This is a genomic window from Pseudomonadales bacterium (assembly GCA_041395665.1).
Classification (GTDB): domain Bacteria; phylum Pseudomonadota; class Gammaproteobacteria; order Pseudomonadales; family UBA7239; genus UBA7239.
Genome location: JAWLAB010000001.1, coordinates 206769 through 226055, shown reverse-complemented (window position 1 = coordinate 226055; position 19287 = coordinate 206769). Strand labels below are relative to the sequence as shown.

Annotated in this window: 27 protein-coding genes, 1 pseudogene and 1 riboswitch; of the genes and pseudogenes, 4 read left to right on the top strand and 24 right to left on the bottom strand. The window is 50.8% G+C overall.

Annotated features, from left to right (window positions below; genetic code table 11):
• Positions 1-32: 32 nt before the first annotated feature.
• From cobD to R3E63_01155, 21 genes and pseudogenes are all read right to left on the bottom strand, one after another.
• On the bottom strand, positions 33-1022 hold the full coding sequence (cobD, locus tag R3E63_01255) for a threonine-phosphate decarboxylase CobD (protein MEZ5538590.1): 990 nt from the start codon (positions 1020-1022) through the stop codon (positions 33-35).
• A complete protein-coding gene (gene cbiB, locus R3E63_01250; GenBank protein MEZ5538589.1) occupies positions 1015-1929 on the bottom strand; it encodes an adenosylcobinamide-phosphate synthase CbiB in 915 nt (304 codons plus the stop codon). The genes cobD and cbiB overlap by 8 nt, the downstream gene beginning before the upstream one ends.
• Positions 1929-2651, bottom strand: a pseudogene (cobA, locus tag R3E63_01245) (uroporphyrinogen-III C-methyltransferase). The gene cbiB and the pseudogene cobA overlap by 1 nt, the downstream one beginning before the upstream one ends.
• Before the next feature lie 29 nt (positions 2652-2680).
• A complete protein-coding gene (locus R3E63_01240) occupies positions 2681-3046 on the bottom strand; it encodes a ferredoxin (protein MEZ5538588.1) in 366 nt (121 codons plus the stop codon).
• Positions 3039-3743, bottom strand: coding sequence for a ChuX/HutX family heme-like substrate-binding protein (locus R3E63_01235; protein ID MEZ5538587.1), 705 nt, complete (start codon positions 3741-3743; stop codon positions 3039-3041). The genes R3E63_01240 and R3E63_01235 overlap by 8 nt, the downstream gene beginning before the upstream one ends.
• Before the next feature lie 79 nt (positions 3744-3822).
• Complete coding sequence (gene cobJ / locus R3E63_01230) at positions 3823-4416, bottom strand: precorrin-3B C(17)-methyltransferase (GenBank protein MEZ5538586.1); 594 nt, start codon at positions 4414-4416, stop codon at positions 3823-3825.
• Positions 4413-4808: a cobalamin biosynthesis protein gene (locus R3E63_01225; GenBank protein MEZ5538585.1), complete on the bottom strand. Its 396-nt coding sequence runs from the start codon at positions 4806-4808 to the stop codon at positions 4413-4415. The genes cobJ and R3E63_01225 overlap by 4 nt, the downstream gene beginning before the upstream one ends.
• Positions 4805-5047, bottom strand: a complete 243-nt coding sequence (locus R3E63_01220) for a cobalamin biosynthesis central domain-containing protein (GenBank protein MEZ5538584.1) — start codon at positions 5045-5047, stop codon at positions 4805-4807. The genes R3E63_01225 and R3E63_01220 overlap by 4 nt, the downstream gene beginning before the upstream one ends.
• On the bottom strand, positions 5017-5379 hold the full coding sequence (locus R3E63_01215) for a hypothetical protein (protein MEZ5538583.1): 363 nt from the start codon (positions 5377-5379) through the stop codon (positions 5017-5019). The genes R3E63_01220 and R3E63_01215 overlap by 31 nt, the downstream gene beginning before the upstream one ends.
• On the bottom strand, positions 5369-5557 hold the full coding sequence (locus R3E63_01210) for a hypothetical protein (GenBank protein ID MEZ5538582.1): 189 nt from the start codon (positions 5555-5557) through the stop codon (positions 5369-5371). The genes R3E63_01215 and R3E63_01210 overlap by 11 nt, the downstream gene beginning before the upstream one ends.
• 291 nt (positions 5558-5848) lie before the next feature.
• Entirely contained in the window at positions 5849-6298 is a 450-nt protein-coding gene (locus tag R3E63_01205) for a precorrin-2 C(20)-methyltransferase (GenBank protein MEZ5538581.1), read from the bottom strand.
• A gap of 1 nt (position 6299) precedes the next feature.
• Positions 6300-7601, bottom strand: a complete 1302-nt coding sequence (gene cbiE, locus R3E63_01200) for a precorrin-6y C5,15-methyltransferase (decarboxylating) subunit CbiE (protein MEZ5538580.1) — start codon at positions 7599-7601, stop codon at positions 6300-6302.
• Positions 7598-8701 (bottom strand): cobalt-precorrin-5B (C(1))-methyltransferase, encoded by a 1104-nt coding sequence (locus R3E63_01195; GenBank protein MEZ5538579.1) that lies wholly within the window; start codon positions 8699-8701, stop codon positions 7598-7600. The genes cbiE and R3E63_01195 overlap by 4 nt, the downstream gene beginning before the upstream one ends.
• Positions 8698-9375 carry a precorrin-8X methylmutase gene (locus R3E63_01190; GenBank protein MEZ5538578.1) on the bottom strand — a complete coding sequence of 226 codons (678 nt, stop codon included), beginning with the start codon at positions 9373-9375 and terminating at the stop codon, positions 8698-8700. The genes R3E63_01195 and R3E63_01190 overlap by 4 nt, the downstream gene beginning before the upstream one ends.
• A gap of 11 nt (positions 9376-9386) precedes the next feature.
• Positions 9387-10340 carry a sirohydrochlorin chelatase gene (locus tag R3E63_01185; protein MEZ5538577.1) on the bottom strand — a complete coding sequence of 318 codons (954 nt, stop codon included), beginning with the start codon at positions 10338-10340 and terminating at the stop codon, positions 9387-9389.
• On the bottom strand, positions 10337-11131 hold the full coding sequence (gene cobM, locus R3E63_01180) for a precorrin-4 C(11)-methyltransferase (protein ID MEZ5538576.1): 795 nt from the start codon (positions 11129-11131) through the stop codon (positions 10337-10339). Before cobM ends, R3E63_01185 begins: the two co-directional genes overlap by 4 nt.
• Entirely contained in the window at positions 11128-12426 is a 1299-nt protein-coding gene (locus R3E63_01175) for a cobyrinate a,c-diamide synthase (protein ID MEZ5538575.1), read from the bottom strand. The genes cobM and R3E63_01175 overlap by 4 nt, the downstream gene beginning before the upstream one ends.
• 2 nt (positions 12427-12428) lie before the next feature.
• On the bottom strand, positions 12429-13190 hold the full coding sequence (locus R3E63_01170; GenBank protein ID MEZ5538574.1) for a CbtA family protein: 762 nt from the start codon (positions 13188-13190) through the stop codon (positions 12429-12431).
• 15 nt (positions 13191-13205) lie between these two features.
• Positions 13206-13385: a CbtB domain-containing protein gene (locus tag R3E63_01165; protein ID MEZ5538573.1), complete on the bottom strand. Its 180-nt coding sequence runs from the start codon at positions 13383-13385 to the stop codon at positions 13206-13208.
• 109 nt (positions 13386-13494) lie between these two features.
• Positions 13495-13731, bottom strand: a riboswitch (cobalamin riboswitch).
• 33 nt (positions 13732-13764) lie between these two features.
• Positions 13765-14370: a cob(I)yrinic acid a,c-diamide adenosyltransferase gene (gene cobO, locus R3E63_01160; GenBank protein ID MEZ5538572.1), complete on the bottom strand. Its 606-nt coding sequence runs from the start codon at positions 14368-14370 to the stop codon at positions 13765-13767.
• 26 nt (positions 14371-14396) lie between these two features.
• A complete protein-coding gene (locus R3E63_01155) occupies positions 14397-15245 on the bottom strand; it encodes a PA4780 family RIO1-like protein kinase (protein ID MEZ5538571.1) in 849 nt (282 codons plus the stop codon).
• Positions 15246-15299: 54 nt separating this feature from the next.
• Here R3E63_01155 and R3E63_01150 point away from each other — a divergent pair, with 54 nt between their 5' ends.
• Genes R3E63_01150 through R3E63_01135 form a run of 4 tightly spaced genes read left to right on the top strand, consistent with a single transcriptional unit; the run spans position 15300 to position 18385 of the window.
• Complete coding sequence (locus tag R3E63_01150; protein MEZ5538570.1) at positions 15300-15491, top strand: lipoprotein; 192 nt, start codon at positions 15300-15302, stop codon at positions 15489-15491.
• 12 nt (positions 15492-15503) lie between these two features.
• Complete coding sequence (lysA, locus tag R3E63_01145; GenBank protein MEZ5538569.1) at positions 15504-16757, top strand: diaminopimelate decarboxylase; 1254 nt, start codon at positions 15504-15506, stop codon at positions 16755-16757.
• Positions 16758-16785: 28 nt separating this feature from the next.
• Positions 16786-17337: an NUDIX hydrolase gene (locus R3E63_01140; protein MEZ5538568.1), complete on the top strand. Its 552-nt coding sequence runs from the start codon at positions 16786-16788 to the stop codon at positions 17335-17337.
• 31 nt (positions 17338-17368) lie between these two features.
• The gene (locus tag R3E63_01135; protein ID MEZ5538567.1) at positions 17369-18385 is read left to right on the top strand and encodes a TIGR03617 family F420-dependent LLM class oxidoreductase; all 1017 of its coding nucleotides are present in this window, start codon (positions 17369-17371) and stop codon (positions 18383-18385) included.
• Positions 18386-18429: 44 nt separating this feature from the next.
• Here the strand turns inward: R3E63_01135 and R3E63_01130 are convergent, their stop codons facing one another.
• Genes R3E63_01130 through R3E63_01120 form a run of 3 tightly spaced genes read right to left on the bottom strand, consistent with a single transcriptional unit; the run spans position 18430 to position 19250 of the window.
• A complete protein-coding gene (locus tag R3E63_01130; protein ID MEZ5538566.1) occupies positions 18430-18684 on the bottom strand; it encodes a helix-turn-helix transcriptional regulator in 255 nt (84 codons plus the stop codon).
• 60 nt (positions 18685-18744) lie between these two features.
• Positions 18745-19002 carry a Txe/YoeB family addiction module toxin gene (locus R3E63_01125; protein ID MEZ5538565.1) on the bottom strand — a complete coding sequence of 86 codons (258 nt, stop codon included), beginning with the start codon at positions 19000-19002 and terminating at the stop codon, positions 18745-18747.
• Entirely contained in the window at positions 18999-19250 is a 252-nt protein-coding gene (locus R3E63_01120) for a type II toxin-antitoxin system prevent-host-death family antitoxin (GenBank protein ID MEZ5538564.1), read from the bottom strand. The genes R3E63_01125 and R3E63_01120 overlap by 4 nt, the downstream gene beginning before the upstream one ends.
• Positions 19251-19287: the final 37 nt, after the last annotated feature.

The following is a 19287-nucleotide window of genomic DNA, read 5'->3' as shown; positions in this document are numbered from 1 at the left end:
CCTATCTGGCAGTCAGGACAACCGTAGGAAACTTAGGGGGATTGCAATGCAGCTAGCGCAGCCGCCAGCCGCGACCACTGCGCTTCGGTGGCAGGCAAGCCAAGCCGTAAGCTTGACGGTTCGGTGTAGTAGCGCGTGAGAATGCCTCGCGCCGCGAGCTGTTGGTGGATGCTGTGTGCGTGCGGTGTTCGCAGCCATTGAAACAGTGCACAGCCACCGGTGGGTGTGAGCGCGTGCGCAGAGAGTAGTTGCGATAAGCGCGATGAGAGTTGTGGGAGCAATGTGCGCTGCTGTTCCTGCCATGCCACATCAAACAGCGCGCGTTGCGCGGCGATGCGCGAAGGATGGCTGATCGGCCAAGGCCCTAGTGCTTCGCGTAAAGCAGAGAGCAAGTTTTGTTCAGCAAATACAAAGCCGACACGCGCACCAGCCAAACCAAAAAACTTTCCGAGCGAGCGCAACACAATCAAGCCACTTTGCTGTGTGTGTGTCACTAAGCTGTGTTGTGAATTACAGTCGATAAAGGCTTCATCGACAATCAAACAGCCATTTTTTTTCTTTAGATAGGCGTGCCACTGCAATAGTTGTTCGCGTGCAAAAACTTTGCCGGTGGGGTTGTTGGGGTTGACCAATAACAGCACATCCAAGTGTTCGATTTGTGTGTCAATCTCTGTTTCATCCAGTGCGTATAAGGTATGGCCGGCGCGCTGCCATGCGTGCGCGTGCTCGTTGTAAGTGATACGCAAAACACCAACGCGTTTAGCTCGCTTAAATAAAAAAGGCAGCGTTTGTATAGCTGCTTGTGAACCGGCAACGGGTAGCAGGTGTTCTGTTTGATAATAACGCGCTGCGAGTGTGATGAGTGGGTCATCATCTTCCGGTAGGCGATGCCATACGGTGTGATGAATTTTTCCTACAGGAAACGGTGTGGGATTTAAGGCAGCGGAAAGATCAAGCCAATCTTCTAGTGGAATATTGTATTGCTTGACTGCGCTGCGCAGTTTTCCACCGTGCTCAAGCATAAAAAAAATAAAAAACTGTGTAGAGAAAAATCCATAGGCCAGTGCTGCGCTGCACTAATTGCAATGCGCGAGCGATATCTGCTGTTTGAGGTGGAATGCCTTCACCCATCATAATTTTCTCTTTGATTTCGCCGTGATAAGACGCCGTGCCGCCCAGCGTAATTTGTAAGGCGCCGGCACCGGCGGTCATCACCGGTCCGCCGTTTGGGCTTGCACAAAAAGAGGCTTGCGTGCGCCAGCAATGCAGTGCGCGTTTAAAGTTGCCCAATAGCGCAAAAGTGAACGCAGTGAGACGAGCGGGAATCCAGTTCAATACATCGTCCAGCTTTGCGGCAAAAGTGCCGAAATAATGATAGCGATCGGTGCGGTAGCCCCACATTGCATCTAGCGTGTTCGCCGTACGCAGCAAAACTGCGCCAGGTGCGCCGAACACGAAAAACCAAAACAGCGTGGCGAAAACAGCGTCGTTACCATTTTCTAAAATAGACTCAATCGTCGCGCGTGTGATTTGCGTTTCATCCATATTTTCTGTGTCACGACTGACAATCATCGCCACTTGTTTTCTAGCATCATCAAGAGAATTGCTTTCTAGTGGAATGCGAATGGCGTTAGCGTGTTCACACAGGCTTTTTAATCCTAAACACAAATAGAGTAGTGCGATAGAAAAGAAAGTACCGATGGTGGGAAGTTTTACCAGCATCAGCGCCAGAAGTGTGATCGGCAGCAATAAACACAGCACAGCTAAAAATCCGCACCACTGTTGTTTAACAAAAGACGCTTTAGCACTGGGATGAAAGTAATTTTCGATAATGTTGGCGCAGCGACCAAAAAAAACCAGTGGATGCGCGCGCCGTGGTTCACCCAGTGCGCTATCCAATAAAATTGATAGCAGTGGAATAAAAGGCATTAGCGCCACTGCAATTTTTCGTGCAGAGTGACAACATCGCCGATAATCGTTAGCGTCGGTGCGGTAACATTTTCAGCGTGTACGCGTTCGTTGATAGTGGCGAGTGTGGCAATCACCACGCGCTGTTGCCGCGTGGTGCCTTTTTCAATGAGAGCGACGGGCGTTTGCGGATCGCGTCCATGTGCAATCAATTGTTCGCAAATCGCTTGCAAGCCAATGAGTCCCATATAGAAAACTAATGTTTGTGTGGGATCCATTAATTCTGGCCAGTGCAAATTGACCTCGTGATTTTTTAAATGGCCGGTGATAAAACGCACGGATTGCGCGTAATCGCGGTGCGTTAAAGGAATCCCCGCGTAAGCAGCGCAACCGCTGGCGGCCGTGATGCCCGGTACTACTTCAAAAGGAATATTAGCTGCCGCGAGCTCTTCAATTTCTTCACCGCCACGACCAAAAATAAATGGGTCACCGCCTTTTAAGCGCAAGACTTTTTTTCCGCTGCACGCTTCGTCTATCAATAATTGGTTGATGCCACCCTGCGGTACGCTGTGTTCACTGCGCGCTTTGCCGACATAAATTTTTTGTGTTTCAGCGGGAATTAACGCCATGATGTCATCAGACACGAGACGATCGTAAATCACCACATCGGCTAGCTGCATTAAACGCAGCGCTTTGATGGTCAACAAATCCGGATCACCGGGGCCTGCACCCACTAACCAAACAATGCTGTGATGTGTTGGGGAAATAGTGCTCATACATCGCAACCTGCGCGGTGGTAAATCAGATCTTCAACGGGCGTGCCACCGACTAAATGCTCGCGAATAATGCGATCCATATTGGCATCGGTGACATTGTAGTACCACACGCCATCGGGCTGTACCGCCATCACTGGGCCTGATTTGCAGGTGGCAAAGCAGTGCGCACGCGTGCGTTTGACACGCAGTGCACCATTATCGATACCTGCCGCTTTAAATTTAGCGCCGAGGCTATCGAATAATTGTTGCGATTCGCCATTTTCCGTACAGCGTGGACCGGTGCAGACAATCAAGTGGCGTTTGTATTCGCCCAGCTTGGGTTTTTCCAGTGACGCTTGTGCGGTAGCAATTAACTTACTCATCGCTGTTGCTCTCTTCGTCGCCATAAACATCGGCATCACTAACGACTAAGGCGATTTGTTTTTGTAATGTGGCGATATCGAATACAGGTTTGTTATCGCGTGGCAGTAGTGAAAAAATAGCGTTGTCGTGTTTGTCGATAAAGTACAAACCCTGCACTGTTTTTTCTTGCGATGCTGTTTGCTCGGCGAGTAACCAGACGCGATCTACTTCACTCCATTTAATGTGTAAATGGAAATGCTCAGTGATTAAATTGAGCCAATCGCCTTTGTGTGAAAAGCCGAGTGAGTCCATCAGCAGTTCGGCAATTGCGCCGTTACCTTGACGCACGATGCCGCGAATTTTTGGCCATTGTCTGGCAATATCTAGCGCTTTTTCATTATCTTGCTGTTGAATGCAGACAGCATAAAAAGGTGCTGCCGCTTCGCCTTCGGCCAGTGTAGAAACGGCCTGCAACAAATTGCCGATAGGCATATCAAAATGTGCAGATGCATCGCGCAAATTTTTGTTGGGATTGCTTCGCAGCCATTCGCGCGCCAGTGCTTTCCAGCCGAGTAAGCCGCTAGTCAGTGAACGACCGGATTGCTCGCCTTCTCGTACGGCGTCGCTGCCAATAGCTGTGGTGTATTTATTGGCGTAGCCGCGCGGCGTCACCATCAAACCTTCGCGCACAAAAGTGTTGCTGTTGCCGATCAACACCGTGGAGCATACCGATATCCGCTTCTGCCATTTTTTCCAGCGTGCTGAGTTCAATGTTTTGGCGGACGATAAGCCGATTTCACAGCGCGACGGGCGTTTCAGGCTTGCGATATTGCAACAAAATTCGTTGTGCTTCGACGATTTGTTGTGTGCGACGCCCACTTTTGGGGTTGTATAACGCGATAACAAAATCGGCGCGTGCGGCTGCTTCAATGCGACGCATGATCGTCGGCCACGGTGTTAACAAATCCGATAAAGAAATGGTGCAGGCATCGTGCGTTAAAGGTGCGCCGACCAATGCGGCACAGCTATTAATCGCGGAGCTGCCCGGCACCACTTCCACTTCCACGCCATCACCCGGTTTCCAGCCACTTTCCAATAGCACTTCGTAAGTGGGACCGGCCATACCGTATACGCCGCTGTCACCGGAAGAAATCAGCGAAACGATTTTTCCTGCTCGTGCGCGCGACAGCGCTTCGTGGCATCGATCCAACTCTTCAGTCATGCCTTTGCGAATAACTTCTTTGTTCTCAATTAAATCTGCCACTAATTTAATATAGGTGGTGTAACCAATGATGGTGTCGGAAACAGCGATCGCTTCGCGCGCACGCGCCGTCATGTGCGCTTCACTGCCAGGACCTAAACCAACCAAGAAAATTTTTCCGTTACTCATAGAGGGATTCTCACAATAGAAATGGTGACATTTTTTCCATCTGTGCCGCGTAGTTTGTGTTTCTCTACTAGCAAATCTTGCAGTGTGGTATCGGCTGCTAATAACGCCGCTGCTTCAGCAACGGCGGGCGTGCCCATAAATTTCAACACGGTATTGGATGGATTGGGTACACGCACTTGCGCGAGTTGCTCGGCTGTAAAAAACAGCAGCATTTTGTTTTCACTGCGCGTTAAATCAAGGAAAGCAACCTCATCATTTTTTTTGTCGATAGTGGCAAACACAGCGATGTGCGCTCGCGTGGCATTGATACTGGTCAGCGCCGCATCCAATGCACTATTGAGTGTTTCCAATAACGCGCCGCGATCACAGCCTAGCCCGACGGATAATTTCATACCGCCTCCAGCGGTGGGCGATACACCACAAGGCGTTCGTGCAATTGCTGCCATTGTGCTTCAGAAACTTCTGCGTGTGTGACCCACAGCACCGATTTGTAACGCGATAAATCGACATCAGAAAATTGTTGAAAAAGATGAATGTTGTCCGGCAGTGGGTTCGGGCGCGTCCACCAATGCGGTGAGCCCGCTTCTTGCACAAATGCAATCAATTCACCGTTAACCACATCCGCAGACACGCGTGTAACATTGATCTTTGGTGCCTCCAACTTCCAGCTAAACCGCGGCCAAGAATATCGGCTGAGATGGTTTTTCCAACATCAGAGGCTGTGGTGAGTATCGGTGTTGCACCCAATAAATCACCTAACTGTTCCGCGCAGGCATTCGCGCCACCAACATGGCCAGACAAAACAGGAATCACAAACTGTCCAGCATCATCTACAACAATAATACCTGGATCTTCATCTTTAGATTTGAGATAAGGTGCAATCATACGCACCACAACACCCAAGGAAACAAAGAAAATAATTTGATCGTATTTAGCAAACAGTGGCTCGATTTCATCTTTCATCGCGCCTTTCTAAATATGAAGTTTTGTTGGTGGATTTGCCCAGTTCTCCGGATACTTTTTCCGATGCCGAGGTACCTGCATTGGGCAGAGCGGGCGCTAGAGCTGCCACTTGTTTGGCGCCGTGTTTGGTAATCGCGACAAGTACGACGCGCAGATCATGGAGTACGGGATCGCTCATGCGGTTTTTTTCCTACAGCCTTTTTGAATGGTGCCGCGTTGGCGATAGGGGTTTTTAACCAACAGCAGCGAGAGAGTGGATTCACTTTTCACCCGCGTAGTGTGCGTATGTCATGTACGTCGCGTTCGAGCGCTGAACCAGATTTTCGACAAGCGTGTATGTTCAATCAACTGTTTAACAAAACGATCCGTCACAACAACAGCTTTGCCCAACAAAACAATTGTCGAAGTCAGTGAGTAAATGCTCAACAAATTCAACATAAGCTTACAGCGGGAATAATATAACGATGTGTCAGGTATCGGCAACGGGCATACCGAGTGATGCACTGGCAGCGTTGTAAGCGGTAACGCCAGCAATGGTTTTAATCGTCACATTACTGTCGAGTGCGTGCAGGGTGCGCGCTAAATGCCCAAAAGTGGAGTAAGTGGAGGCATCGCCTTCCACCAGAAAAACTACATCGCGGCCACTGCGTAAAACAGCTAACACAGTTTCTGCCGCTTGCAGCCAATAGTGCGCGAGTTTTTCTTGATCGTGCGTCATCGGAAAAATTAACGCTTGTGCATCAGCAGGCGTAGCAAGACCTGCCGCGTGCGCAATGCCTAGCGCATAACTCTCACCATTTTTTTTGCGAATGGGATAAGTCCACAATGCATTACTGTGTAGCGCATTCCATGCTGCTCGGGTAATCAAATTCGGATCACCAGGGCCTAGCGATGCGCCGATTAAGGTACCTGTTGCCATCTCAGGTCTCACTTTTATGGGTAGATTTTTTTACGCTGATGATCCATACCGGATTTTCAGCCGCGAGTCTTTGCATGTCTAAAACAGGCTTACTACGCGAGCATTGCATCTGTGTAATATCCCATTCGACGGGTAGTGCTTTGAGTTTTTCCATCGCCACAGCAATGTTTTCAAAAGTGACAAAGTTCATCACCAAGCGACCGTTAGGGCGCAGGCGTTTAACAATGAGTTCAATCAAATTGCCCAATTCGCCGCCGGATCCGCCGATAAAAACAGCATCGGGGTCTGGCCAGTGTTCTAAACCTTCTGGCGCTTTGGCATGTAACAGCGTGTAGTTGTGTGCGCCCATTGCAGTGCGATTGGCGAGTGCATTTTCACAATCGCCGACATTTTTTTCGATGGCATACACATGGCCGTAACTGCACAGGCGAGCCGCTTCTAAGCCCACTGAGCCGGAACCTGCGCCGATGTCCCATACGATGCTATCACTACGCAATTGCAGTCTTGCCAATGAAACCGTACGCACTTCCTGTTTAGTGATTAAACCTTTTTCGGGATAGCGCTGCTGAAAACTGTTATCGGTTAAACCCAATAAAACCGGTTTGTTGATCGGTGTGTTGCGCCACAACAAGACAACATTCGGATCAACAAAGGTTTTTTTAGCAATTTCGTCGACAGATAAATCGGTGATGATATTTTCTTCGTCGGTACAAAGATTTTCTGCAATCGCCATCTGAAAATCGTTGTGCAAATTGGCGGCGAGCAATAAACGCGCAATGCGCTCCGGTGTATTGTCAGGGCTGGTGAGTACAGCAAGTTTGTGATGCAGTGCCAGTGCTTGTCGCAGCGCATACAAGCCGTGTTGTGGCGTGCAGCCTTCCTGCCACTCGCCCGCATCTTTGCTGTGTATGGAAATAATGCGCAAATCTTGCCAAGACAACCCAATGCGCGCGCAAGCCAATTGAATGGTGGAAGTATTGGGAAAGACTTCTATCGCCTCCACGCACAATTGCGCGGCGAGATAACTGGCGATGCCGTGACACAGAGGATCGCCCGTGGCTAATACGGCACAGCGTGTGTGATCGTTTTGTGCCTCGCGTATCCATGTGGGCACTTGGCTTAATTTGCCGGTTAACTCATGCGTGACACAGCCCGCTTTCAATTCTGGTGCAAACAATGCGAGTGTTCGGTAGTTGCCGATCACCACATCCGCTTGGCGCAGTGTGTTGAGAGCGTGCGTATTCAAACCGTCGCTACCGTTGTCGAGTACGCCAATCACAGCGCAGCGGTGCATCATCTTCATGCGGATACTTCCTCAGAAATTTTATTGCCGTCAAAATCACACACCAGCACACGCAAGCGAAATTTTTCTGGGTAGCGAGAAAGAATGGTACTGATCACGCGCTGCGCGAGCGCGTCGTGAAATTCCTGCGTGAGATTTAGTGTTGCCATTTGCTCGCTGGCAAAACGCGCGGTTTCGTTGTTGCGTATTGCTTCACAGACTTCATGGGATGCACCTAATGTTTCAGCAATACCAGCCAATAGACCAGTATCCACTTCAGAGCGACCGGCATGCGTAATCGTTTCGCCCTGCGCCATTTTGGCGAGCTTGCCCACCATGCCACCGATGACGACTTCGCGAATATTGCATTTCACAGAGGCATCTAATGCGTAGCGCAAAAAATCGCCCATTTGAATAAAACAAGCGTCGCCTAAATGCGGCAATTCTTTCATAGTAAATTTTTCGGTGCGGCCGCCCGTTGTTAAAACAACAGTGTCGTAACCCATTTTCGCAGCGACCTGTATACCTTGCACCACGCTCGCACGAAATGCGCTGGTGGAATACGGTTTCACAATACCGGTGGTGCCGAGTATGGAAATGCCACCGAGTATGCCTAAGCGCGCATTGGTGGTTTTTTTTGCCATCTCTTCACCGCCAGGCACAGAAATCGTGACGGATAACCCATGTTGTGTAAGTAATTCACTCGCTATTTCGCGTAAATTTTCGGCAATGTTTTTGCGCGGTACAGGGTTGATAGCGGGGCCACCAACTTCTAAACCCAAACCTGGTTGTGTCACGGTACCAACACCAGAACCTGCATGAAGCTCAATCACATCGACACGGTTTTTTAATAGGCGTACATGTACGGTGATGTGTGCGCCGTGCGTGACATCCGGATCATCACCCGCATCTTTCACAATCACAGCGTGTGCTTCTTCTGCGGTACAACTACTCTCATGTACAGAAAAAGTGACGCGTTGCCCATTCGGTAATAGGCTTTCAACCTGATCAGGCACCGTGCCGTTGAGTAGACCCAAAGTCGCTGCGCGCGCGGCGGTGGCAGCACAAGCACCGGTAGAAAAGCCGGTGCGCAGTCGTTCTTTGGCAGGAATTTTTTTCATGATTTTTTCTGAGTGGACTCCGCTAATGCCAATAAAGCGTGTATCGCTGCAACCACTAAAGTGGATCCGCCTTTGCGACCTTCAGTGATGATCCACGGCACGCTGTTGCTTTCTGCCATTAAAGCTTTGGATTCAGCGGCAGAAACAAAACCCACTGGCATACCGATAATCAGCGCAGGTTTGGCATTTTCTTCGTTGATTAAACGAATCAATTCCAGCAGCGCAGTGGGTGCGTTGCCAATACCAACAATTGCGTTATCGAGTAAACCTAAACCATGCGCTTTGCGCATGGCAAAAACCGCGCGTGTGGAATCGGCGGCTTTAGCATCGCGGATCACATCGTCATCGCTAATGAATTGATGTAGTTGTACGCCAAAATGCGCCAAGCGCGGTTTAGAAACACCGACACAAATCATTTCAACATCTGCGATCAACGCACCGCCATTCAAAATAGCCTGCACACCTGCTTCGATGGCACGCGGGTGAAATTTTGTTAAACCGTTAAATTCAAAATCTGCCGTAGCGTGGATCATACGGCGCACCACTGGCCATTGCTCTGTGGTGTAAGTGTGTTCACCCGCTTCGCGATCTACTGTGGCAAAAGATTCATGTTCAATCTGCTGACCTAAGCGAGTTAGCTGCTCGGTAGCACTGTTATTTGTGGTGTAAGTCATAGCGATGTTCCTCACGCTGGTACATGCTGGTGATCATGGTCGTGATCGTATGCATGGTGGCTGTGGCCATGGTTGTGGCCATGGTTGTGGTCATGGTTGTGGTCATGGTTGTGGTCGTGCGAATGGTCATGTGAATGACCATGACCAAGATCGTGCGCGATCTCGCGAAAACGGCAGCCATCGCAGGGCATGGTTTTTTTGTGATACACAGCATCGTGAATGTGTTTTTCCAGCAGTGCAAAAATTTCTTTTTCAAAACCAAAATAATCGCCACAATGAAAAATAACTTGTGGAAATTGCTGCTGTAATCGCGCCACTTGGCGTTTAATGCGTTCGATTAAAGTGCCGGTAAATAAATAGTAAGGCAGTACCGCGATATGTAACATGCCTAATTGCACTTGGCGCTGTACGACGCGCTCTAAACGCGGATAAGTAATACCAGTGAAAGCAAAATCCACCAATTCGTGACGCACATTGCGGCTGAACGCATCTTCTTGCAACCAGCGCGCCATTTTGGCAACTTCGCCGTTGGCTTGACGATCAGACGATCCGCGCCCTAACAAAATTACGCCAGTAGTGATGGGGTCTGGCATATCGAATGCAGCCATGGCGGTGGTTAAACGGCGGCGTAGGATGGCAAGAATGTCATCGCAAGCGCCGAGATGCGGTGCGTAGATGAATTCACATTGCGGGAATTTTTTGCGCGCGTGTTCTATGTGTTCAGGGATTTCCATTTTCACATGACCGGCGGCATTGAGAATTAAAGGAACCACCACCACGCGTTTTGAGTCTTTAGCAGCGTTCGCTAAGCCTTGATCAATTAATACATTAGCGAATTCGATAAAGCACAATTCGATACGCTGTTGCGGTAATTGTTCGCGCCACTGCTGGGTAAATTTTTCAATTTCAATATTGCCGTTTACATCGCGCGAGCCGTGACCGACCAATAAAATCGTGTGCGTCATGTTGAAGGCTCCTCTTTACTGGCTTTGCGAAAACGGTGAGTGAATGCTGGGTCGTACAATTTTGATTTTTTTAATTCGGACCAGTGACGCGCGCCTAAAGTGGGGCTGGCGACAATCATGGCTTGCGCAGTGATACCTTCTTCTAAACAGCGTTCACGAATATCGGCGAGTGTGCCGCGCACAATTTTTTCTTCATTAGGCCAGCTGGCTTTTTGCACAACGAGTATGGGTGAATCTTCAGCCCATCCCGCTATCAATAATTCTTTTTTGATGGTTTTTAATAAAGTGATGGAGAGATACATGCACAGCGTGCAGTGGTGAGATGCCAGTTCAGCGAGTTGCTCGCCTTCTGGCATCGGCGTGCGACCTTCCACGCGTGTGAGAATGACGGTTTGTGTCACTTCTGGCAGCGTGAGTGTTTCGCAAGCCGCTGCCATCGATGCCATCGCGGAAGTCACTCCAGGCACAACCGCAACGGGAATGCCGGCTGCATCCAATGGCTGCACCATTTCAATCAATGCGCCGTACAAACCGGGGTCGCCGGTTTGCAAGCGAATCACGGTTTCATGTTTTTGCGCGCGTGAAATTAACCAATCGACAATTTGTTGCAGTGTCATGTCTTTGGAATCGGCAATTTCACAATCAGCGGGTGCCCATTGTGTGGCCGCTTCAGAAACCAACGAGCCGGCAAATAAAATCGCACCGGCGCGCGCAATTAAGTCGCGACCTTTTAATGTCAGTAATTGCGGATCACCTGGACCCGCGCCGACAAAATGCACCGTGCCCGTCATGGTGTAAACAACCTCGCAACTGCGGTGGGATTGGATGGGAAATACATATGCAAATACGACGCGTGTAAACGCCCTTCACGATACACTGGCTCTGCTTTGCCGCGTTTTCCGTAAGTCATGGTTTGCGGCGTTAAAGGTGATTCGGTGAGCGAGTGATGAAACGAGTGGCCACGCAGCGTACCTTCTGGCAGATCGACACTGTGCAAACCTAAATTGGCTAATTTTTTTTGCATGCTGGCAGTGCCGCGCAACAGGCCGATCATATCGGCTCGCTGTCCTTCTGCGTTGGCGAGTGATTCCAATAAATATAAAAGACCGCCGCATTCCGCGACGATGGGTTTGTGTGCGGCGTGATGCGCGTGCAACGCTTGTTTGAGTGATCGATTGTTAGAAAGTGCATCTAAATGCAATTCAGGATAGCCGCCAGGCAAATATACAGCATCACAAACAGGCAGTGCTTTATCGGTGAGTGGAGAAAAATAAATAATCTCTGCGCCCAATTTTTTTAAGCAGTGCACATTGGCGTGATACAAAAAAGCAAACGCGGTGTCGCGTGCAATCGCCACACGCACGCCTTGCAAAATTTTTTCGTTATCGGGGGTTTCCATTTCTTGCGATAAAAATACAACGGGCGCAGGCAGTGTGTTGAGCGCAGTCTGTTCCAATGCATCGGCGACAGCATTTAAGCGCGCATCGAGATCAGCAATTTCTTCCGCTTGTACCAAGCCGAGATGGCGCGCGGGCAATGCGTGTTCTGTGGCAAGGCGCGACAAATGCCCGAACCAGTGCAGGTCAGCAGGCAAGCTGTTGCGCAACAGTTCGGCGTGACTGTCGCTGGCGACATGGTTGGCGAGTACGCCAGCGAAAGGCAGGGAGGAGCGATAGTGCGCCAAGCCGTAGGCAATCGCGCCGAAGGTCTGTGCCATCGCCGCGCCGCTGATGACAGCCATCATCGGAATACCGAAACGGGTGGCGAGATCTGCGCTGGAAGGTTCGCCATCGAACAGCCCCATCACGCCTTCAATCAAAATTAAATCGGCTTCGCCTGCGGCTTCGTACAGCAGTTCACGGCAGTGCGCTTCGCTGCCCATCCACAGGTCGAGTTGGTAAACCGGCAATCCCGAGGCATGCTCGTGGATCATCGGGTCAAGAAAGTCGGGACCTGTTTTGAATACCCGCACACGACGACCCGCTCGCGTGTGCAAGCGGGCGAGGGCTGCCGTGACCGTTGTCTTTCCCTGACCGGAGGCAGGCGCTGTGATGAACAGCGCCGGACACAGGCGTGCGTTGCTCATTTTTAGGTGGCCGATGCCACTGGCGCATCCTGCGCAGATGAGGTGATGCCGTTCGCGCGGCAGTACAGCCAAGCACTGAGTGGGCCGATGATCAGCCAGAACAATGCGTTGAGCAGGGCAGACGCGAGGATGAACTGATGTTGCAATGCTTCAGGCGCCAGCGCTTCTTTCACCGCAGGGTGTGGCGCACCGATCAAATGCGGCAGCGCCAACAAGACCAAGCCAACAGCACGCAAACTCCAAGATTGAGTGAGCACGCACAAACCTAAACCGCTCGCTGTGGCAAGCACAGTGCCTATCCACCACTCTTGCCTACCCATCAATTCTGCGGCGGCGGTGCCGGGTAATTCAGGGTGTAAGCCAATCGATGGTGCGACAAAAACGGTGAGATAACCGGCCGCGCCCCAAGCCAAACCGGTCATGGTGTTGCGCGGTGGGCGCAGGCGAAAAATGCCAACGAGTAACAAACCGTAGCCGACACCCAGCAGGCTGTTGGCACTGGCGGTAGACAAGATGCGCTGCCAGCCATTTTCCGGCTCCCACTCTTCAGCGGGCGCGGCGTGGTGGTCGGGGTTAGCCGTTTGAGCGTCATCATGGCTGTGTGCTGCCACTGGCTCAGCCGGTTGCGGCGCGGCGGATTCGGCCGCTGTTTCGTAAGTTTCAGCTTCTAAAATAAGGCGGTCAGCAGTGAAATGTTGCGCCACCGTCAGAATGAGGGCAGCAAGCAACCCCGCCAGCAGTGCGGGCGTAATCAGTGTTTTCATGTGCGAAATCCCTGTTTAGTGGCAGGGAAACGCGGCAGTGTGTCGCGTATCGTGTGCGGCATTGTGCGCAGCACTCATGTGCGAAAAGCCGACAGCGAAAATCAACAGCAGGCCTGCTGCGATAGAGGCGAATGCAGGCAACGCACTCGTTCGTACAGCGGCGTGAGTAGAAACAGTAGAAGTAGCAGCAGTCATGACAATTCCCCGTGCGATGCTGGTTATACGGGGGAGAAGCAGCTAGAGAGGAGGGCTCCACTCACTGCTCGCCCGCCGCGAGTCAAGTAAATAAAGGCATCTGGCTATACCAGAGCCGTGTGCGGCAGGCCGGTCTCCGGGCTCATGAGTGCGTATCATCCTGAACGCTGACGGGTACCTTCCCATGCTGGATTATTTACCAGAACACAGTGGTTATTGCCGGTCTCTACTCATTTACCGTTGCGGGGGCAGCGCTGGGATTATTGGCTCAATGAGCGAATGCACCAGCTTCCCGTTTCACCCTTGGAGCAGAAGCTCCTCAGGCACCTGAAGCAGGTGGGCACTCTAGCGGGATTGGCGGAGGGAGGCAAGGTTGGGCTTACATCTCCACGCCTTTCTGCGCGCGGATGCCGGCTTTGAAAGCGTGTTTCACTTCGTTGATTTCGCTGACGGTGTCCGCCATCTCAATCAATTCTGGTAGAGCGCCACGACCGGTGACCACCACATGCTGCATAGCGGGGCGCTGTTTGATGTCATTGAGTACGGTGTGCAGATCGAGATATTTCAAACGCAGTACGATGTTGAGTTCATCGAACACCACGAGCTGAATATTTTCATCGCGCAAAAACTTTTTTGCCTGTTCCCATGCCGCTTCTGCTTTTTCGATATCGCGCGTTTTGTCTTGTGTTTCCCAAGTAAAGCCTTCGCCCATCACATGGTATTCCACCTCAGGAAAGCGACGAAAAAATGTCTCCTCGCCCGTGCTCTGCGCGCCTTTAATAAATTGCACCACGCCGACGCGCATGCCGTGACCGAGCGCGCGCGCCACCATGCCAAATGCGGAACTGGATTTGCCTTTGCCGTTGCCGGTGTGTACTAGCAACACGCCACGATCTTCCTTCGCGGCTGCAATTTTTGCGTCTACTACTTCTTTGCGATGTTGCATTTTTTTCTGGTGTTTTTCTGCTTGCTTGTCAGCGCTCATGCTTAATACCTAAATAATTTTGGTGTTTATTCTTGCTCTTGCAGGCGTTCACGGCGCTGCATTTCTTCTTTGATGGCGGCGTCAATTTCGCGCATCACGCCGCGCACATCTGCTTTCTTGGTCGATTCAACAAAGCGCCCTGTCAGTGCAGTTTCCGGCGTTAATTCACCTTTGCTGTAGATGGCCCAGATTTCTTGTCCGTAGCGCGTATCCAGCAATTCCGGCGCAAAACGACCAAAAAAATCAGCGAGATTTTCTACATCGCGCAATAAAAAATCTGCAGCGTGATGATTGGCAGCGGCATCCACGGCTTGTGGAAAATCAATGATCATGGGGCCATCGGCAGCGAGCAAAATATTGAATTCGGATAAATCGCCGTGTACTAAACCGGCGCACAAAATTTTTACCACTTCGCCAATTAACAGCGTGTGAAAAGCGCGCGCTTCTTCTGGCGTGAGCATGACATCATTGAGGCGCGGTGCAGGTTGCCCTGCATCATCTTCAATCACATCCATCAGCAGCACGCCGTCAAAAAAACCGTAAGTGCGCGGCACGCGGATGCCTGCGTTTGCTAAGCGATACAGCGCGTCGGCTTCGGCGGTTTGCCACGCGGCTTCTTGCTCTTGCTTGCCGTAACGCGAACCTTTTTCCATGGCGCGGGCGCGGCGAGTGTTGCGCGATTTGCGACCTTCGGTGTATTCGGCAGCTTGGCGAAAACTGCGGCGTTCGACTTCTTTGTAGACCTTGGCGCAGCGCAGATGCTCGCCGCTGCGCACGAGGTACACCGCTGCCTCCTTGCCGCTTTTTAATTGGCGTTGGACGCTGTCGATGATGCCGTCTTCGATCAGGAGTTGTAAGCGTGGTGGAATCTTCATCGCGGCAGTTTACCTTATACTGCCCGCTTCCCCGTTTGGATGATGAGTGCTCGTATGTATCGCGTAATTGCTGCCACTTTATTGACTGTTTTTCTCGCCGCTTGCGGTCAAACCGGCCCTTTGTATATGCCGAAAGATGATCCGAATGCTGTGCCTGCGCCAGATGCTGTGCCACCTGCAGCGGAAGGCGAATCAGCCGTTGAGAGTGAAACCGAAGTACCTGCGCCAGAAGATCAAGTCGAGTAATAAATCATGAGCATGCAGTTGCAAGTGTTTACGCGTCACCAAGGTGAATTGCGCGCCGAAGAAGTGCCGCTGAGCGATATTGCTGCGCGTTACGGTACGCCAACTTATGTTTACAGCCGCGCGGCGATCACTGCGAATTATCACGCCTACACCGAGGCGCTCGCGGGTTGTGCTCATCGCGTGTGTTTTGCCGTGAAAGCCAATTCTAATCTTGCGGTATTGAATGTGTTGGCGCGTTTGGGTGCTGGCTTCGATATTGTTTCTGTCGGCGAATTGGAGCGCGTGTTGGCAGCGGGTGGCGAAGCCTCTGGTATTGTTTTTTCTGGCGTTGGCAAACGCGAAGATGAAATCGCGCGTGCCTTGGAAGTTGGTATTCACTGCTTCAATGTGGAATCCGGTGCGGAATTGCAACGCATACAAAAAGTGGCAGCGCGTGTGAATAAAATTGCACCGGTGTCGCTGCGCGTAAATCCTGATGTTGATGCCAACACGCATCCGTATATTTCTACCGGTTTGCGCGAAAATAAATTTGGTGTTGATATGCTGGAAGCGATGGATGTTTATCGCGCCGCTAAAAAAATGCCCAACATTCATATCAAAGGTATTGATTGTCATATCGGTTCGCAGTTGTTAACGCTGACACCTTTTTTAGATGCGCTTGATCGCGTGTTGGCTTTGATTGATCAATTAGCCGCTGAAGGTATTGCCGTTGAGCATCTCGATATTGGTGGCGGTTTGGGCGTGGTGTATCGCCCTGGGGAAGAAGCGCCAACACCTAGCGATTACATGAAAGCATTGCGTGCAAAACTCGGTGATCGAAAACTGAAATTATTGGTCGAGCCCGGCCGTTCGATTGTCGCCAATGCCGGCGTGTTGCTCACGCGCGTTGATTTATTGAAATCCACACCTTCGCATCATTTCGCGGTGGTGGACGCAGCGATGAATGATTTGATTCGTCCTGCGTTGTATCAAGCGTGGCAATACATCGAGCCGGTGCGCGAGCGCGCAGGAAAATCACACATTTTTGATGTGGTGGGGCCAATTTGCGAAACGGGCGATTTTCTCGGCAAAGAACGCGAACTCACTTTAGAAGCGGATGATTTGTTGGCGATACACGGCAGCGGCGCTTACGGTTTTGTAATGAGTTCTAATTACAACAGCCGCCCGCGCGCGGCCGAAGTGATGGTGGACGGTGAACAAGTATTTACCGTGCGCCAACGCGAAACGCTCGCCGATTTGTGGCACGGCGAATCGACACTGCCGTGAAATTTTTGCTGCGATGAACGCGCCGGTTGTGAAATATTGTTCGTCTTGCGGCAGTGAAGTGCGTTTGTGCATTCCGGCTGGCGACAATCGCGAACGCCATGTTTGTACGCAGTGCGCGACGATTCACTATCACAACCCGCGCATCATCACTGGCTGCTTGCCGGTGTATGGCGATCAAGTATTGATGTGCCGTCGCGCGATTGAACCGCGTTTAGGTTTTTGGACATTGCCCGCCGGATTTTTAGAATTGGGTGAAAGCGTTGCTGAAGGTGCAGCGCGCGAAACACTGGAAGAAGCGGGCGCTGCGGTGCAAATGGGCGAATTGTTTTGCATGTTCAATTTGCCGCACATCGGTCAGGTTTACATGATGTATCTCGCGCAGTTGTCAGATCCTGCAGATGCCAGCGCATTGTTTGCCGCAAGCACGGAAGAATCTTTAGAAATTAAATTATTTAACGAAGCCGATATTCCTTGGCAGGAGTTGGCGTTTCGCACCATGTGGCGCACGCTGCATCATTATTTTGCCGACAGAAAGCGCGGCGCGTTTTCACTGCATGTGGAAGATATCGGGCCGTTGTAAATAAATCATAAAAATTGTTGCGGAGGTTTGCATGGAGATTTTTGCCTCGGCACCAGAGGGTATGGGCTTGGATGCCATCGGCGATTTTGCGCGCCGCGTTGAAGCCATCGGCTACGATGGTTTTTTTGTTTCCGATGCGATTCACGATGGCTTATTACTCGCCTGCCAAGCGTTGACCGCAACAACGCGCATCACTGTCAGCACTTCCGTATTGGTGGCGTTCCCGCGCAGCCCGATGAATGTTGCTTTGGCAGCGTGGGATTTACAAAAGCTATCACAAGGGCGTTTTGAGTTGGGTCTCGGCACACAAATTCGCCAAAATATTGAAGAGCGTTACGCCGCGCGCTGGTTGCCGCCAGTTGCCGGTATGCGCGAATACCTCGCCGCACTGCGCGCGATTTTTCACAGTTTTCAAACCGCAGCGCCATTGCAATTTGAAGGCGAATATTTTCGTTTTACGCGCTTACAGCCGTTTTTTAATCCGGGGGCGATGCCGTTTTCTGCGCCGTCATTGATGACGGGCGCCGTTGGGCCAAAAATGTTGGCGATGACAGGGCAGTATGCCGATGGTTTGCACACACACCCCACCAACAGCGCGCGCCGTTATTTGCAAGAAGTCGTGCAACCGAATTTAGCTTTGGGAATTGAAAAGCGCGATGCGTCACTGTCGCCATTAAAAGTGTGTGTGAATGCTTTAGTCGCAGCGGGCGCTGATGAAAAAAGCATTTCTCAAGCGCGCGAACATTATCGCCAAATGTTGGCGTTTTTATTTTCTACGCCAGCCTATTGGACGAGCTTGGAATTGTTTGGTTGGCAGGCAATTGGCGAATCACTGTTGCAGTGCGCGCGCGAAAAGCGTTGGCAGGATATGTCGACACTCATCAATGATGAAATGCTGGACACTTTTTTAGTAAGCAGCAATTACAACGAACTGCCAGAAAAATTATTAGCGCGTTACGGCGATATCGCTGATCGCATTACGGTGGCTGTGCCGGCAGAGCAAGAGCAGGATGCAGCGTTGGCAGAAATGCTAAAGAAATTACGCTAGAAAAAGGTTGGGAAGTCCAAATGCATGCTGAGGTGACACTATGTCTAAGCCGCATGTGGCGTTTGCCAGCCAGGAAAAACTAGCACAGCAGGGTGACAGTGCAAGGCAGTTGCTAAAACTTTGGCTCGTTCAACGCCGAGATTAATGCGCCCTGTTTCAATGCCTGAAATGGTTGCCTGGGGCAAGCCGCATAATTCTGAAAGTTTTGATTGAGTTAAACCTTGCAGTTCACGAATAATGCGAACCGATTCACCGGCGGAAACTTCAACGCGTTTTTTTGCAAGTTTATATTCACGCATATTGCATTTCCCTTTGACTGTCTGTGTTATACGGTATCAAGGATAAATCTTAAAAACTAGCTAGCTGTAGTGATACCGCAACTGCGCAATCAACAACGCATCATCAACAATTTTATAAACCAAGCGATGTTCATTATTGATGCGCCGCGACCAGTAACCGGCGAGTGCGTGCTTCAGTGGCTCTGGTTTACCGATGCCGCTGAATGGTTGGCGTGAAGTTTCTTTAATGAGTGTGTTGATGCGTTCCAAAATCTTTGTATCGGTTTTTTGCCAATACAGATAATCGTCCCACGCTTGTTCGGAGAAAATCAGTTTCATTCGATAAGACTGCGCGTTTCACCTTTGCCTGCTTCCAACTGCGCGATAGAAGCCAAGAGGCGTTGAGCGTTTTTTGGGCTGCGCAGTAGGTAGGAGGTTTCTTCCAAGGCTTTGTAGTCTTCCAGCGACATCATCACCACGGCTTGTTCACTATTGCGCGTGATGATCAGCGGCTCATGGTCTTCGCAGACTCGATTCATGGTGGCGGCAAGGTTGGCGCGGGCGGCGGTGTAGGTAATGGCATCCATAATGCACCTCATTTATGTACAGGTTATTGTACATATT

Excerpts from the sequence above, each read along its gene's own strand:
- cobD (MEZ5538590.1), bottom strand. The coding sequence starts at position 1,022 with ATGCTTGAGCACGGTGGAAAACTGCGCAGCGCAGTCAAGCAATACAAT.
- cbiB (MEZ5538589.1), bottom strand. The coding sequence starts at position 1,929 with ATGCCTTTTATTCCACTGCTATCAATTTTATTGGATAGCGCACTGGGT.
- R3E63_01240 (MEZ5538588.1), bottom strand. The coding sequence starts at position 3,046 with ATGAGTAAGTTAATTGCTACCGCACAAGCGTCACTGGAAAAACCCAAG.
- cobJ (MEZ5538586.1), bottom strand. The coding sequence starts at position 4,416 with ATGAGTAACGGAAAAATTTTCTTGGTTGGTTTAGGTCCTGGCAGTGAA.
- R3E63_01225 (MEZ5538585.1), bottom strand. The coding sequence starts at position 4,808 with ATGAAATTATCCGTCGGGCTAGGCTGTGATCGCGGCGCGTTATTGGAA.
- R3E63_01215 (MEZ5538583.1), bottom strand. The coding sequence starts at position 5,379 with ATGAAAGATGAAATCGAGCCACTGTTTGCTAAATACGATCAAATTATT.
- R3E63_01210 (MEZ5538582.1), bottom strand. The coding sequence starts at position 5,557 with ATGAGCGATCCCGTACTCCATGATCTGCGCGTCGTACTTGTCGCGATT.
- R3E63_01205 (MEZ5538581.1), bottom strand. The coding sequence starts at position 6,298 with ATGGCAACAGGTACCTTAATCGGCGCATCGCTAGGCCCTGGTGATCCG.
- cbiE (MEZ5538580.1), bottom strand. The coding sequence starts at position 7,601 with ATGAAGATGATGCACCGCTGCGCTGTGATTGGCGTACTCGACAACGGT.
- R3E63_01195 (MEZ5538579.1), bottom strand. The coding sequence starts at position 8,701 with ATGAAAAAAATTCCTGCCAAAGAACGACTGCGCACCGGCTTTTCTACC.
- R3E63_01190 (MEZ5538578.1), bottom strand. The coding sequence starts at position 9,375 with ATGACTTACACCACAAATAACAGTGCTACCGAGCAGCTAACTCGCTTA.
- R3E63_01185 (MEZ5538577.1), bottom strand. The coding sequence starts at position 10,340 with ATGACGCACACGATTTTATTGGTCGGTCACGGCTCGCGCGATGTAAAC.
- cobM (MEZ5538576.1), bottom strand. The coding sequence starts at position 11,131 with ATGACGGGCACGGTGCATTTTGTCGGCGCGGGTCCAGGTGATCCGCAA.
- R3E63_01175 (MEZ5538575.1), bottom strand. The coding sequence starts at position 12,426 with ATGAGCAACGCACGCCTGTGTCCGGCGCTGTTCATCACAGCGCCTGCC.
- R3E63_01170 (MEZ5538574.1), bottom strand. The coding sequence starts at position 13,190 with ATGAAAACACTGATTACGCCCGCACTGCTGGCGGGGTTGCTTGCTGCC.
- R3E63_01165 (MEZ5538573.1), bottom strand. The coding sequence starts at position 13,385 with ATGACTGCTGCTACTTCTACTGTTTCTACTCACGCCGCTGTACGAACG.
- cobO (MEZ5538572.1), bottom strand. The coding sequence starts at position 14,370 with ATGAGCGCTGACAAGCAAGCAGAAAAACACCAGAAAAAAATGCAACAT.
- R3E63_01155 (MEZ5538571.1), bottom strand. The coding sequence starts at position 15,245 with ATGAAGATTCCACCACGCTTACAACTCCTGATCGAAGACGGCATCATC.
- R3E63_01150 (MEZ5538570.1), top strand. The coding sequence starts at position 15,300 with ATGTATCGCGTAATTGCTGCCACTTTATTGACTGTTTTTCTCGCCGCT.
- lysA (MEZ5538569.1), top strand. The coding sequence starts at position 15,504 with ATGCAGTTGCAAGTGTTTACGCGTCACCAAGGTGAATTGCGCGCCGAA.
- R3E63_01135 (MEZ5538567.1), top strand. The coding sequence starts at position 17,369 with ATGGAGATTTTTGCCTCGGCACCAGAGGGTATGGGCTTGGATGCCATC.
- R3E63_01130 (MEZ5538566.1), bottom strand. The coding sequence starts at position 18,684 with ATGCGTGAATATAAACTTGCAAAAAAACGCGTTGAAGTTTCCGCCGGT.
- R3E63_01125 (MEZ5538565.1), bottom strand. The coding sequence starts at position 19,002 with ATGAAACTGATTTTCTCCGAACAAGCGTGGGACGATTATCTGTATTGG.
- R3E63_01120 (MEZ5538564.1), bottom strand. The coding sequence starts at position 19,250 with ATGGATGCCATTACCTACACCGCCGCCCGCGCCAACCTTGCCGCCACC.